Source organism: Gemella sp. GH3 (assembly GCF_013415425.1).
Classification (GTDB): domain Bacteria; phylum Bacillota; class Bacilli; order Staphylococcales; family Gemellaceae; genus Gemelliphila.
On the sequence record NZ_JACBYC010000163.1, the window covers coordinates 46,227 to 60,932 of the forward strand.

Below are 14,706 nucleotides of genomic sequence, written 5' to 3' on the forward strand. Positions count from 1 at the left end.
ATAAAGTCAATTAATTATAATTGACTTTATTTTTTTATATTATCCTGAATTTCTTAATCCTGTAGCTATTCCGTTTATAGTTGTATGAATTATTTGTTGATAACTTTCCAAAATAGCATTAGTTCTTTCACGTTTTATTAATTCTATTTGAATATAATTTAAAGTATTAAAATAAGGTAATCTATTTTTTAAACTATATTTTAAATATTCATTATCTGCAAGCAATTCGCTATTGTTTTCTATTTCTAAAATAACCTCTTTAGTTATTTTCCATTCATTATAGATAACATCAAAAACATTTCTAGTTTTTTCATCACTGGCTAACTTAGCATATTCTCTTGCTATATCCATATCTGTTTTCGATAATACCATATCAACATTAGACAATAACGCTCTGAAAAATGGCCATTTTTGGTATATTTCTTGTAAAATTATAATATTTCCTTCTTTTTTATCTATAAATTCTTTAAACGCTGATCCTACGCCATACCAACCAGGTAACATAACTCTATTTTGAGACCAAGAAAATACCCAAGGAATAGCTCTAAGTCCTCCTATATCTGTAATAACTTTCCTAGCTGCTGGCCGTGATCCTATATTTAAACTAGAAATTTCCTTTATAGGTGTCGCTTCAAAGAAATAATTATAGAAGTCTTTATTTTCAAAAACTAGCTCACGATATACTTTGTGACTTTTTTCTACAATTTCATCCATAATTGCCATATATTCTTCTTTTTTTCTAGTTCTTTCAATAGAACCTGTCATTCTATCAATAGTTGCAGATATCATAGTTTCTAAATTATAATAAGCTGCATCTTTATTACCATACTTAGTTCCTATTACTTCTCCTTGCTCAGTAACTCTAATTTTGTCATTAACGCTTCGAAGAGGCTGCGAGATAATAGCTTCGTAACTTGGTCCTCCACCTCTACCCACAGTACCACCTCTACCATGGAAAAATGTAATATTTATATTATACTTTTCTCCAACATCTGCTAATTCGTTTTGAGCTTTATATAAAGCCCAACCAGAAGATAGGTATCCCCCATCTTTATTACTATCCGAATAACCTAGCATAATTTCTTGGTAATTATTGTTACTAGCTACCCAAGTTTTAACTATATCTAATTCTAAATAATTTTCTATAATAGACACTGCATTATCTAAATCTTCAATAGTTTCAAACAAAGGTACAATTTGAATTCTAGAAAAATCTTTACCAATCAAATCAACTTCTTTTAGCATAACGGCTAATTCAAGCAAATCAGAAACGCTAGTTGTATGAGATATTATACTTTGTTTTATAATATCATCACCTAATTTATCCTTTAGCATCTTAGCTGTTTTTAATATAGTAAGCTCTTTTATTAACAATTCTGACTTTTCATTGTTAGTAGATGATAATAATCTAGGTTCATTAATTAATTGATTTAATAAAATACTACATTTTTCATTTTCAGACAAATTACTATAATTAGAAACTACGCTGGCAGATTTTAATAACTCTGCTATACATTCTTCATGAACACTAGAATCTTGACGCAAATCAATACTTGCTAAATAAAAACCAAATACTTCTACTGCTTGAATTAATTGTTCAAAATCTCCATCAACAAGATCAAGACCACTGTTTTCTTCTAATGATTCTTTTATTATTAATAAATCAGCCAAAAATTCTTTTGAAGTATTATAAATTTTTTTATTTTCAACATTTTCTTTTTTATTAAATTGTTTATGTGTATTATTAAGTTTAGTTTTTATTTCATAAATTGCTTTTCTATAGTATTCTTTTTCTCTAAATTCAGAATTATCATCTGATTGATTTGCTAATTCTTTTAGTCTTTTAGATATTTTTACTAATGAATTGGACATAGAATAAGAACGATACAGTTCATCTAATTTCTCTTTATAATAATTTACAATAACATCAAATTGTAATTTTGCTGCTGTTTCTAGAGTATCTGCAGTCACATAAGGATTTCCATCTCTATCTCCACCTATCCACATTCCCATAGTAATTGGAGTAGCTTTATCCAAATTTATTCCTTTCTCTAAAGCTAGTTTTTTGTATTTAATAGTTAGATTAATTATTGCTTCTATAAGAGATGTATGGTAATATTCCATAACATTATTTATTTCATTTGTAACTTTTAATTTTTTTTCTCGAATTATATCTGTCTGCATAATAATTTCTACATATTTTTTTAATTCATTATGCCATTTTTCTTTGTTTATAAGCCCTAATTTTACATCTCTATGTTTTCTTAACAGATTATGTATTTTATTATTTAAATCTAACATACTTTTTCTTTGAACTTGTGTAGGATGAGCTGTTAGTACTGGAACAACATTGATTTTTTCTAATATATCCTTGGCATTAGGTAGTTTATATACATCATCAATAGTTTTAGAAATCTTACCTAAGTACTCTTTATTGACATTATTCTTATAATTTATCTCATATGCTAAATCAACATCTTCAGAAATATTAATTAATAATGGAAGAATAGAGAAAAACCTAGAAACTATATCTATTTCCTCATTATTTAATTTTTCTATTTCCGAATATAATTTTTCATAATCATTGTTATTAGCTAAGTCTTTTATATGTTTAATTTTTAACAATGTTTCTTTTGATGTCATTTTTTCTGTAGCTTCTTCTAAAAGTGTAGTAAGAAGATTTATTTCTTCATTTATAATTTCCTTATTCATACTATTTTCTAATTTTTTTATTGTCACCAAAGTTCACCTCAAACTATAAAATATTTCAAATCTAATTAATAAATAATAGTGATGATAAGAAAGAAAATATTATTTTTGTTGTTTTAGTTATGTTTTCTTCCAAATATATCATCACTATAATTATTATATATTCTAGTTTTCGTTTTCTGTCATTTCTTCTTTTTCTGCTAACGTTACAGTAGCCACTTTTTGAGAATCTACTAAATTAATTAGTTTAACTCCTGTTGCAGTTCTTCCTAGCGTATTAATCATAGATATATCTATTCTTATAATTATTCCTTGATCAGTCATAACCATCAAGTCCTCATTACCACTTATAGTTTTTACAGCTACTATTTTCCCTGTTTTTTTAGTTACTTTGGCTACTCTTATACCTTTACCGCCCCTATTTGTAACTTTAAATTCATTTTCTTTTGATATTTTTCCTATACCATTTTCTGTTACAGTAAGAATTTTTTTATCTTTATTAATAACTTGCATTCCTATAACATAATCGTCTAGTCCGAGAGTGATACCTTTAACACCTCTACTAACACGTCCCATTTGGCGAACTTTTTCTTCATTTATTCTAATAGCCTGTCCACCCGCTGTAACAATCATTATATCATTATTTTTTGTTATTTTCTGAACTTCAATTAATGTGTCGTTTTCATCAAGTTTTAATGCTATTTTTCCTTTTTTCATTATGCTAGCATAATCTGCAAGATTAGATTTTTTTATAACTCCATATTTCGTAGCAAATACTAAGCTTGTATCTTTTTCGTTCAAATCTGAAATTGCTATAATAGAGTTTACTTTTTCTTCTTTGTCAATTTCTAATAGATTGATTATAGGAATACCTTTAGCTTGTCTACTCATTTGGTTGATTTCGTAACCTTTTAACGTATATACTTTTCCTTTATCTGTAAAGAATAAAATATGATCATGTGTTGAACAAGTCAACATATACTCAATGTTATCTTCATCATTTGTAGTCATACCGTTTATTCCACGACCACCTCTACCTTGAGATTTGTACGTACTAGCAGCAAGACGTTTAATATATTGATTATACGATAATGTTATTACTATCTGTTCTTTTTCTATAAGATCTTCATTTTCTATTTCATCAATTTGTCCTTCTATTATAGTACTACGACGATCATCATTATACTTACCTTTTATTTCTAAAAGTTCATCTTTAATTATTTGGATTACTCTTTCTTCTTTTGATAAAATATCTTCTAAATCTTTGATAAGTTCTATAAGTTTTTTGTATTCTTCTTCAATTTTACCTCTTTCCAAACCTGTAAGACGTTGCAATCTCATATCTAATATTGCTTGGGCTTGAATTTCAGTTAAATTGAAACCACTCATAAGTCCTGTTCTTGCTTCATCAGTAGTCTGTGATGCACGAATTAGTTCTATGATTTTGTCTATATTATCTAATGCGATTCTTAATCCTTCTAAAATATGTGCTCTATCTTTAGCTTTCTTTAGATCGAATTGAGTTCTTCTAACAACTACTTCTTTTTGATGCTCTAGATAATAGTATAAAACTTCTTTTAGATTCAGTGTTTTAGGTCGTCCATTTACTAACGCAACCATATTAACACCAAAAGAGCTTTGTAATGGTGTTAACTTAAATAAATTGTTCAAAATTACGTTACTATTTATATCTCTTCTTAACTCGATGACAATTTTTATTCCTTCTTTCAAGTTACTTTCATCACGTAAGTCTGTAATACCTTCTATTTTTTTTTCACGTGCTAAATCTGCTATTTTTTCCACTAATTTAGATTTATTAACTTGATAAGGAATTTCAGTTATAACTATGCGTTCTTTACCATTTTTCATCTTCTCAATGGAAGTTTTTCCTCGCATAATTATAGAACCACGTCCAGTATTATAAGCTTTAACTATACCACTTTTACCTAAAATAAGTGCTCCAGTAGGAAAATCTGGACCTTTTATTTTTGTCATTAATTCGTTTATAGATATTTCTGGGTTGTCAGCTAAAGATATAACTCCATCTATTACTTCTCCCAAGTTATGAGGAGGTATATTAGTTGCCATACCTACCGCTATACCACTACCTCCATTAACTAACAGATTAGGTATTCTTGATGGTAGAACCTTAGGTTCTTTTAAGCTACCATCATAATTGTCTTGATAATCTACTGTATCTTTATTTATATCTCTTACCATTTCAGAAGCTATTCTACTTAGTTTCGCTTCTGTATAACGCATGGCTGCGGCACTATCTCCATCTATAGAACCAAAGTTCCCTTGACCTGCGACCATAGGATATCTACTGTTAAAATCTTGAGCTAAACGTACTATAGTACCGTAAGTTGCTGCGTCGCCATGAGGGTGATATTTCCCCATTACTTCTCCGACTACAGTAGCACTTTTTCTAAATGATTTATCATATGTAAGGCCTAATTCATTAAAAGCATATAATATACGTCTATGAACAGGCTTTAATCCATCACGTACATCAGGTAATGCACGTGAAACTATAACACTCATTGAATAATCTAGAAATGAATTTTCAATTTCTGTAGTTATATTTCGTAGTGTAATATTTTTCTCTTCCATTTGTTATCCTTTCATTATATATCTAAATTAACAACATTCAATGCATTTTCTTCTATAAATTTACGTCTAGGTTCTACTTTTTCTCCCATTAGTGTATCAAATGCTGCATCAGCAATAATAGCGTCATCTATACTAACCTTGTACATACGTCTAGTTTGTGGATCCATAGTAGTTTCCCATAATTCTTCTGCATTCATCTCTCCAAGACCTTTATATCTTTGAACGCTATATTTTTTATCTTTAGCATAATTATCTATATCATTTTTAAGCTCATCTTCATTAAATGAATAATAAACTTTTTTCCCAACTTTTAGACCATATAAAGGCGGTCTTGCTATATAAATATGCCCAGCCTCTATTAATTCTTTCATATATCTGAAGAAGAACGTTAACAATAATGTTCTTATATGACTTCCATCAACATCTGCATCGGTCATGATAACTATTTTATGATAACGTAATTTATCTACATTCATTCCTTCTCCAATACCCATACCTGCTGCTGTTATTAAAGAACGAATCTCATCACTTGCTAATACTCTATCAATTCTTACTTTTTCAACATTTAAAATTTTTCCTCTTAATGGAAGAATTGCTTGGAAGTTACTATCACGCCCTAATTTTGCACTACCTCCAGCAGAATCTCCTTCGACCAAGAATAATTCACATTGACTAGCATCTTTACTAGAACAATCAGCTAATTTTCCTGGTAAATTAGTAAACTCTAAAGCATTTTTTCTCCTAGTAGATTCACGAGCTTTTTTGGCTGCTATTCTTGCTCGGGCAGCTTGAATTGCTTTTTCTATTATTATTTTGGCTACTTTAGGATTTTCTAATAAAAATCTATCAAATTCTTCTGAGAACAATTTATTAGTTATTGTACTCATCTCCGAATTTCCTAACTTAGTTTTAGTTTGTCCTTCAAATTGAGGATTTGGATGTTTAATAGAAATTATTGCAACTAATCCTTCACGAACATCATCACCAGTTAATGTTTCTTTTTCTTTTATAATATTATTTTTCTTACCATAACTATTTATAATTCTCGTTAAAGCCGTTTTAAATCCAGACTCATGACTACCACCCTCATGAGTATTTATATTATTAGCATAACTTAATATGTTACTAGAATAACCTGAATTATATTGCATTGATATTTCTACTTCTTTTCCGTCCATTTCAGATTGAATATAAATTGCCTCATGGATTGGATCTTTATTTTCATTAAGCATAACAACATATTCTAAAATACCACCTTCATAATAGAAAGTTTCTTCTTTTACTTCTTCTAGACGTTCATCACGTAAAGTAATTGTTATACCTTTGTTTAAGAATGCTAATTCTCTTATACGAGTTCTAAGTATATCGTATTCATAAACTGTCGTTTCTTGGAATATCGTAGGATCTGCTTTAAATCTAATTGTAGTTCCTGTACTAGTAGTTGAACCTATAATTTCAAGATTTTTTACTACTTCTCCTTTTTCAAAAGACATGGCATAAATGTTACCATCTCTGTGAACTCTAGCTTCCAAATTAGTAGATAATGCATTTACTACACTCGCTCCTACTCCGTGTAATCCTCCAGATACCTTGTATCCTCCGCCACCGAATTTTCCTCCGGCATGTAATACTGTTAAGATAACTTCTAACGCTGGTTTCCCAGTTTGTTCTTGGACGTCTACTGGAATACCCCTTCCATTATCTTCAACTCTAATCCAATTGTCCTTTTCTATTGCTACTGTAATATTATCACAATACCCTGCTAATGCCTCATCAATAGAATTATCTACAATTTCCCATACTAAATGATGTAATCCTTTTTGTGAAGTTGATCCTATATACATTCCTGGTCTTACTCGAACAGCTTCTAAACCTTCTAAAACTTGTATTTGATCAGCATTATATTCTTGTGTAAATTTCTTTTCTGTCATTTTGAATCCTTTCAATATTAATTCATATCTTTACTAATAATTCCATTATTTATTCTAAAAACTATAGAGTTATCTAATAAATCTTTCGTTAACTCATTAACTGATGGAGTTGTAATAAATGTTTGAACATCATTATTTATTATAGATAACATTTTTTCTTGTCTATTTTTATCCAATTCACTTAAAACATCATCTAGAAGTAAAATTGGATATTCTCCTGTTTTTTCTTTCAAAAAATAAATTTCTGCTAACCTAAGCGATAATACTATACTTCTTTGTTGTCCCTGAGAAGCATATTTTTTAGCATCTTTATCATTTAGAAAAAATATTAAATCATCATGATGAATACCTATTTTTGTACTACCATTGTTTATATCATCATGCATCTTTTTCATCATAGCTTCTGTTAATTTATTTTCATTAAACTCACTACTCTCTATATTGTTTAATCTAAGCTCATCCATAACTGACGATTTATATATTATTCTTAATTTTTCTTTATTATCAGAGATATTTAACATAGTGTCATAGGCAAAACTATTAATTCTTTTTATAAAGTTTACTCTCTCTTTAGTTATATAAATTGCCAACTTAGATAATTGTAAAGTTAAAGTTTCTAAATACATTTTTGATACTTCATCGTTACGATTTTTTCTCATTTCTTTTAGAAAAGTATTACGCTGCTTTAATAAATGTTTATAAGTTAAAGAATATTTATGGTATATTCTAGATATTTGATAAAATTCTCTATCTATAAAATCACGTCTTAATGATGGAGATCCTTTAACTAACTGCAAATCTTCTGGAGAAAAAAGAACGATATTTAACTCCCCTACAAAATCAGTCAGTTTTGATTTCTTTATTCCAGAAATTTTGGCATTTTTACCTTTTTGACTAATTGCAAGCATAATATCTTTCTCAGTATGATTATTCTGAAGAGTACAAGACATACAAGTAGCTTCTTCGCCAAATTTAATACATTCTGTATCCTTTTTTGTTCTAAAACTTCTTCCTAGAGATAGAAAGAAAATAGATTCAATAATATTAGTTTTTCCGTTAGCATTATCTCCTACTAAAATATTTAATGATGGATGTAAATTAATATTTATAAAATCATAATTTCTAAAATATAGGAGATTGAGATTCTTAAGTTTCATTTACAATTAAATACTTTTTATCAAATAATTGTACAATATCATTATTGTACAATTTTTTTCCACGCCTATTTTCTAATTCTCCGTTTAGAACAACACCATTATCCATTAAAAAATGTTTTGCCTCTCCTCCAGAACCAATAAATCCTTCAATTTTTAGAAATTGTGTTAAAGTTATAAATTCACTATCAATAAAAATTTTTTTCATACAACCTCCATAAAATTAAAACTAGATGCAGAGTTGCATCTTAACCTATTAATTATACCATACGAAAGTATTTTTTTCAATTTTGATAATAAGTATAACCTTTAAATTAAATTTTATATTTTTTAAAACCTATCTTTCTAATGTAAATTAAATTACATATTATTAATTATATAAATTATATTATTAAATCATTTTATTTGAATTAAGATAATTATAAAACATTACAGCATTTTAGTTCTTTCTGAATTTACATTTATATAAGACTGTTATATAATTAAAGTAGGTGGTGATTTTATGAATATTAAAAATAAAATAGAAAATATTTTAAAAGAAGAAGTTATAGATATAAAAAAGACTAGCTATGGAATAACAAATGTAAACTACATAATAACAACAAATGAACACAAATATTTTTGTAGAATTCCTAAAGATAATTTACTCTTATCAAAAAAAGACAATGAGTTAGAAGCACTTAATACACTAAAAAACAAATCGTATTTTTTAAAACCTATTTATTATAGCCAAAATTTATTAATAACACCTTTTCAGCAAAATGCTAAAACATTTATATCTAATAAAAATCTTTCTACAATAGTTGAAATAGCAAATATTTTAAAAGATTTTCATAGTAGTGAATATATTGTAGATAGCGAATTTAATCCTACAAAAAAATTTAAACAATATTTTGAACAAATAGAAAATAAAAATAACTATATAGATAAATATATTTACTTATTAGACGAATTTGAAAAGTTTTATGAACCTGATAGACTGTGTCACAACGATTTAGTAGAAGGAAATTTCTTGTTTGTAAAAAATAAAATTTATCTAATTGATTTTGAATACTGTGGACTTAATGACCATTATTTTGATATAGCTAGCTTTATATCAGAAAATAATCTAAATTACCAAGAAACTATAACATTTTTAAAAAATTACTTTAGTGAAGAAGCGTGTAATTTTGAAAAATTAGATATATTTTTAAAATTTGCAGATTTACTTTGGTACACTTGGGCGTTGTTGCTATACGAAAAACGAGGAGAAGAAGTTTACAAAACAATATTCGAAGAGAAACTAAATAGTCTAAAATACCCAAGAAAAATTAAATATTAGGAGAATACTATGAATTTAGGGAAAATAGGATTTGGTACTTATAAACTAGTTGATGAGGAACAAACAATAAATGCCATAAACTTTGCACTTGAAAATGATTATAAACTTATAGATACTGCCTCATATTATAAAAACGAACATATTATCGGTAAAGCTATAAAAAACTTTAACAAAAATATGGCCGAGCGACTTATCTTACGATGATACAATGAAATCATTTGAAAATAGCTATGAGAAATTAGATGGTAAAATAGATATGTTACTAATACATTGGCCTCACCCTGATAAATACTTAGAAGGATATAGAGCATTAGAAAAATTAAAAGAAGAAAAAGTAGTTAGAGAAATTGGAGTTGCAAATTTTGAAATAAAACATTTAGAACACTTGAAAAATAATGCTAATATTAAACCTTTTCTAAATCAAATAGAAGCACATCCTAAATTTGCACAAAATGAATTACGTAGATATCTTGAGAAAGAAGGTATTTTGTTGCAATCTTGGTCTCCTACAGCCCGAGGAGTGTATAACGATGATGAAATTGTAAAACAAATAGCAAAAAAACATAATGTTACAGCTACTCAAGTTTTATTAAATTGGCATATAACTAGAGGATATCATCCAATTCCAAAATCTGCTACACCTAAGCATATTTTAGAGAATATACAAAGCACAAAATTTAATTTGTCTGAAGATGATATTATTAAATTAAATAGCCTTGATAGTGGTTTGAGACTTGGATATCATCCCGAACTATTTCCATATGAAAAATAATTTATTACTTCAAAATTAATTATTACATAATTAAAATCTAACATTTAAAGTTCACTTTTTTATTAGTGGACTTTTTTTGTAGACTAATGTATTTGCTATTTAGCGATTAAAATAAAAAATATTCAGCATAGAGATTTTTTTACTCTACACTGAATATTATACTATCCTTTATGTTAATTTAGGAATTTTTAGAGATTGTCCTACTGTTAAATTATCTGAACTAAGATTATTTTCTTGCTTAATAGCAGATACTCCTGCTTGTGCATTAGAATCCCCATAAGCTTTTGCTGAAATTTCAAATAAAGTATCTCCCGATTTAACTACATAATTAGAATCTACAGTTATTTGTGAAGTACTTTGTCCTTGTTGTAAAGAACTACTATTATTGTTTTGTGTATTTTGTTCTTGGACAGAATTAGTAGTAGCACTCGGAATTTGTTGTTCTTTCTTTTCCTCTTGAGGTACTTGTGCTACATTTTGAGAAGTATTAGTCTTAGTCTCTGCTTTCTTACTAATATTTTGTCCCAAAAATGTTACCAAATAAAGTAAAACTGGTGTTATTAGTATTAAAACTATCCCTATTAAACTATTTCTTAATTTTCTCTTCATACCTGCTCTACAACCTCGAAATATTCTTTATAAAATCCCCCTATTTTTCCACTATTATCTTTTATAAAAATATATTCTTCTGTTTCATTAACTACATCATATACTTTTCCAATTGTTAATACATTTTCCACAGTAAATTTCTTAGAATTTACATTAGTAACTTTTACTTGCTTCATTATTTATATCCTCCATAATTAAAATTCTTATCTTTCAACCTATTGTAACATAAATTTGAAATAATTAAAAATACTATAAATGATAGGAATAGTGAAATTACAACAGGTTCTATAAATGTAATTTTACAAATCCTCTTAAAAATTATATAACTTACTAAGCCTACTATAGTCGAAGAAAATGCTCCGTATTTTTCTGCTTTTTTCCAATATAGTCCAAGAATTATTGGCCATAAAAACGTTACTTCTAATCCACCAAATGCAAATAAATTAATTTCTACTATTAGAGATGGTGGTGTAATACTAAGCATTATAGCCAACAATATAATTAATAAATTAACTACATAAACTAATAATGGTATTTTTTTCTCTGTTACCTTATTTCTTATTAAGTTAATGTTCAACAATATATCTTTTACTAATGTTGAAGATACTAATAAAAATTGAGCATTCACAGTAGTTATTATAGCTGCCATTGGTGCAGAAAGAACTATAGCAACTAAGTACCATGGCAACATTCTTAATGTTACTATTGGTATTACAGAATCATAATCTGTTATATCTGGAAATACCCCTCTTGAGATAACACCTATAAAGTGTACTCCAAACATAACAATAAATATAACTATTGTTCCAATAATTATTGATTGCTTTAAACTTCTATTGTTTTTATATAGCATTGAATTTATAGCAATTTGTGGAATACCTACTAATCCTACACCTACCAATACCCAAAATGAAGATACATAAATGCTAGTTAAACTTTTATCTACCCCATAAGGTGTTAATAAATTAGGGTTCTGATTATAGAGATTCTGCATTATAGAATTTATTCCGCCACCAAATTTTATTATTGATATAAATAGTATTATAGTTGCAAAAATCATAATAAGACCTTGTATCATATCTGTTATTAATATGTTTTTCAAACCACCAAATACTACACAAAATAAAATTATAATTGAAATGATTAGTATCCCTGTTTTATATTCTATATTTAATAAAGCTGATAAGAGTTTTGCTCCACCTATCCATTGTGCAGACATAGCAGCTAATAAAAATGCAATCATAGCTATAGCTGAAATATTAGCTAAAATTTTTGATTTATAGCGATACTTTAAATAATCAGTTATAGTTATAGCATTTATTTTTTTTGCAATATTTTGAAATCTTCTTGCTAAAACCAACAAAACAAAATAACCTGCTGTAACCTGAATAACAGCTAATAAAACCCATCCCAAACCTAATTTATATGCAATTCCTGGGCCAGAAAGAAAAGTAGAAGCAGAGCCGTAAGTAGACATTAATGTTATAGCTAATATAATACCACTGACTTTTCTATCTGCTAAATAATATCTTTCAAAAAAACTACCTTTAAAATTTCCTTTATAAAGAACTTTACCAAATAATAAAGGAGTTAAAATTATAGTTAAAAATATCAAAAAAAATAGAATTATAATCTTATTGTTATCTATGTTATTCATCTTTATTCAATCGTCTTTCTTCTTCTATTTCTATGTCTTCATTAAATATAATATTACAAATAATTATAAGTAATAAAATAATAAATATACTTACAACTATAGCACTATAAAAAAACCATTCTGGCATGCCTAAAATATATTTATAATCTTCTACAGCTATATTCTTATACTTAATATAAGCAAAATAATACCATAGTGCAAAATGTGTAATAACTAAAAATATGGCATAAATATAATCTTTATTTTTCATCTTCGTAACCTGTAATATTAGAGAATATAGTGTATATGTTGATATAAAATATTTTAACTAAATCAACTACTATACTTCCTAACAATACTCCCGCAACCACATCAGTAATATAATGTGCACCGACTATTACCCTTGATACACATATTAAGACTATAGCTATGGGAGTAATTTTTTTCAAAATATCTACTTTATTACTATTAACTATAAATAATAACGATAAGAAAAATATAGTTGCTACAGTAGCGTGCCCACTAGGAAAACTAAAACCATCATAAATATCTAGCGGTCTTGATCTATGAATAACATTTTTAAAAAACAAAGCTAATACTGATCCAAAAAATGCAGTAGAAAGAATAAAAATTGATTTCTTATAATTTTTCGTAAAAAATAAAAATAAACCTAACATTCCCATTAGTAATAATAAAATCTTATCGTGCAGTATATATGATATAGCTTTTCCTATGCTTCCAAATATTACACCACCAACCACAGAGGTTGCTATATCCGATAAAATATAATCAAATAAATTATTAGGATATAAAACTGCTATAAATAAAAGCATAAAGAATAATACCGCTTTTGTATATGTTATTATTTTAATATCTTTCAAAATTCTCCTCCACTAATTTTACTATTTTTTCATAAAAAATCTCAACATCATTTATAATACTTTTTTCTTCTTTATAGGTAATTATACTTTCTTTATAACTTGAGATATTATTATAAAATTCTAATATATCTTTAACTTCAAAATTATTCAAAGTATCTTCATTAACAACTTTTGAAAAACCTTTTTGTAAGAAAAATCTAGCATTATCAATTTGGTCTCCTCTACTTTGATTTGTACCTAAAGGAATTAATATTGATGGAATATTTAATGCTAAAAACTCATAAATAGAATTTGCCCCTGCTCGTGATATCGTAAAGTCTGTTATTGCAAAGATATCAAATAATTCCTTACTAATAAATTCAAACTGTTTATAGCCTCTTCTAATTAATTCGTTGTTATATAACCCTTTTCCTACTAAATGAGCAATTTGAAAATCTTTTAATAATTCATCCAAATTATTCCAGATATATTCATTTATTATTTTTGAACCTAAAGAGCCACCCATCACTAAAATAACTGGCTTATCTTTGATAAATTGACAAACTTCATACCCTCGTTCTTTATTTCCTGAATATATATCATCTCTTACTATAGCTCCTATTAGACTGGCTTTATTTTTAGGTAAATACTTTAATGTTTCTTCAAAAGTTGTAAATATATGATTACTAAATTTTATATTAATTTTATTTGCAAGTCCAGGAGTTAAATCAGATTCGTGTAATATTGTAGGTATTTTCAACATTTTAGCAGCAATACACACGGGCACACTTACAAATCCCCCTTTAGAAAAAACAAAATCTGGTCTTTCTTTTCTAAGAACTCTCAAAGAATCAACTATTCCTTTAAGAACTCTAAATGGATCTGTAAAGTTTTTTAAATCAAAATATCTACGCAATTTCCCTGAACTTATAGGATAGTACTTTATATCATTTAATTTTCCTATCATTTCTTTTTCTATACCTTGTTTACTTCCTATATAAGATATTTTATATCCATTTTTAACAAATTCGGGGACTAATGCTATATTAACCGACACATGACCAGCCGTTCCCCCACCTGTGAGTAATACTTTCTTCACTG

12 protein-coding genes and 1 pseudogene are annotated in these 14,706 nt (G+C 27.2%); 2 read left to right on the forward strand and 11 right to left on the reverse strand.

Annotated elements, in window-relative coordinates:
* Positions 1 to 39 precede the first annotated feature (39 nt).
* The 5 genes from ppc to yaaA all read right to left on the reverse strand — a co-directional run bounded on the left by ppc (position 40) and on the right by yaaA (position 8,615).
* Positions 40 to 2,739, reverse strand: a complete 2,700-nt coding sequence (gene ppc, locus HZY83_RS06450) for a phosphoenolpyruvate carboxylase (protein WP_179943231.1) — start codon at positions 2,737 to 2,739, stop codon at positions 40 to 42.
* 135 nt (positions 2,740 to 2,874) lie between these two features.
* Complete coding sequence (gene gyrA / locus HZY83_RS06455) at positions 2,875 to 5,322, reverse strand: DNA gyrase subunit A (RefSeq protein WP_179943232.1); 2,448 nt, start codon at positions 5,320 to 5,322, stop codon at positions 2,875 to 2,877.
* Between the two features lie 14 nt (positions 5,323 to 5,336).
* Complete coding sequence (gene gyrB / locus HZY83_RS06460; protein WP_179943233.1) at positions 5,337 to 7,253, reverse strand: DNA topoisomerase (ATP-hydrolyzing) subunit B; 1,917 nt, start codon at positions 7,251 to 7,253, stop codon at positions 5,337 to 5,339.
* Positions 7,254 to 7,270: 17 nt separating this feature from the next.
* Positions 7,271 to 8,410: a DNA replication/repair protein RecF gene (gene recF / locus HZY83_RS06465; protein WP_179943234.1), complete on the reverse strand. Its 1,140-nt coding sequence runs from the start codon at positions 8,408 to 8,410 to the stop codon at positions 7,271 to 7,273.
* Complete coding sequence (gene yaaA / locus HZY83_RS06470; protein WP_179943235.1) at positions 8,400 to 8,615, reverse strand: S4 domain-containing protein YaaA; 216 nt, start codon at positions 8,613 to 8,615, stop codon at positions 8,400 to 8,402. The genes recF and yaaA overlap by 11 nt, the downstream gene beginning before the upstream one ends.
* Before the next feature lie 294 nt (positions 8,616 to 8,909).
* On the opposite strand from yaaA, the gene HZY83_RS06475 reads away from it, so the two are divergent.
* Together HZY83_RS06475 and HZY83_RS06485 are read left to right on the forward strand one after the other, a co-directional pair.
* Positions 8,910 to 9,728 carry a phosphotransferase gene (locus HZY83_RS06475; RefSeq protein WP_179943236.1) on the forward strand — a complete coding sequence of 273 codons (819 nt, stop codon included), beginning with the start codon at positions 8,910 to 8,912 and terminating at the stop codon, positions 9,726 to 9,728.
* 9 nt (positions 9,729 to 9,737) lie between these two features.
* A pseudogene (locus HZY83_RS06485) lies at positions 9,738 to 10,500 on the forward strand (aldo/keto reductase).
* A 168-nt stretch (positions 10,501 to 10,668) separates the two neighbouring features.
* Here the strand turns inward: HZY83_RS06485 and HZY83_RS06490 are convergent.
* Genes HZY83_RS06490 through HZY83_RS06515 form a run of 6 tightly spaced genes read right to left on the reverse strand, consistent with a single transcriptional unit; the run spans position 10,669 to position 14,704 of the window.
* Positions 10,669 to 11,109 carry a LysM peptidoglycan-binding domain-containing protein gene (locus tag HZY83_RS06490; RefSeq protein WP_179943239.1) on the reverse strand — a complete coding sequence of 147 codons (441 nt, stop codon included), beginning with the start codon at positions 11,107 to 11,109 and terminating at the stop codon, positions 10,669 to 10,671.
* A complete protein-coding gene (locus HZY83_RS06495) occupies positions 11,106 to 11,285 on the reverse strand; it encodes a DUF6501 family protein (protein WP_179943240.1) in 180 nt (59 codons plus the stop codon). The genes HZY83_RS06490 and HZY83_RS06495 overlap by 4 nt, the downstream gene beginning before the upstream one ends.
* On the reverse strand, positions 11,285 to 12,766 hold the full coding sequence (gene panF / locus HZY83_RS06500; RefSeq protein ID WP_179943241.1) for a sodium/pantothenate symporter: 1,482 nt from the start codon (positions 12,764 to 12,766) through the stop codon (positions 11,285 to 11,287). The genes HZY83_RS06495 and panF overlap by 1 nt, the downstream gene beginning before the upstream one ends.
* The gene (locus HZY83_RS06505) at positions 12,759 to 13,016 is read right to left on the reverse strand and encodes a DUF997 family protein (RefSeq protein WP_179943242.1); all 258 of its coding nucleotides are present in this window, start codon (positions 13,014 to 13,016) and stop codon (positions 12,759 to 12,761) included. Before HZY83_RS06505 ends, panF begins: the two co-directional genes overlap by 8 nt.
* Entirely contained in the window at positions 13,006 to 13,626 is a 621-nt protein-coding gene (locus HZY83_RS06510) for a phosphatase PAP2 family protein (protein ID WP_179943243.1), read from the reverse strand. The genes HZY83_RS06505 and HZY83_RS06510 overlap by 11 nt, the downstream gene beginning before the upstream one ends.
* The gene (locus HZY83_RS06515; RefSeq protein ID WP_179943244.1) at positions 13,613 to 14,704 is read right to left on the reverse strand and encodes an undecaprenyldiphospho-muramoylpentapeptide beta-N-acetylglucosaminyltransferase; all 1,092 of its coding nucleotides are present in this window, start codon (positions 14,702 to 14,704) and stop codon (positions 13,613 to 13,615) included. Before HZY83_RS06515 ends, HZY83_RS06510 begins: the two co-directional genes overlap by 14 nt.
* Positions 14,705 to 14,706: the final 2 nt, after the last annotated feature.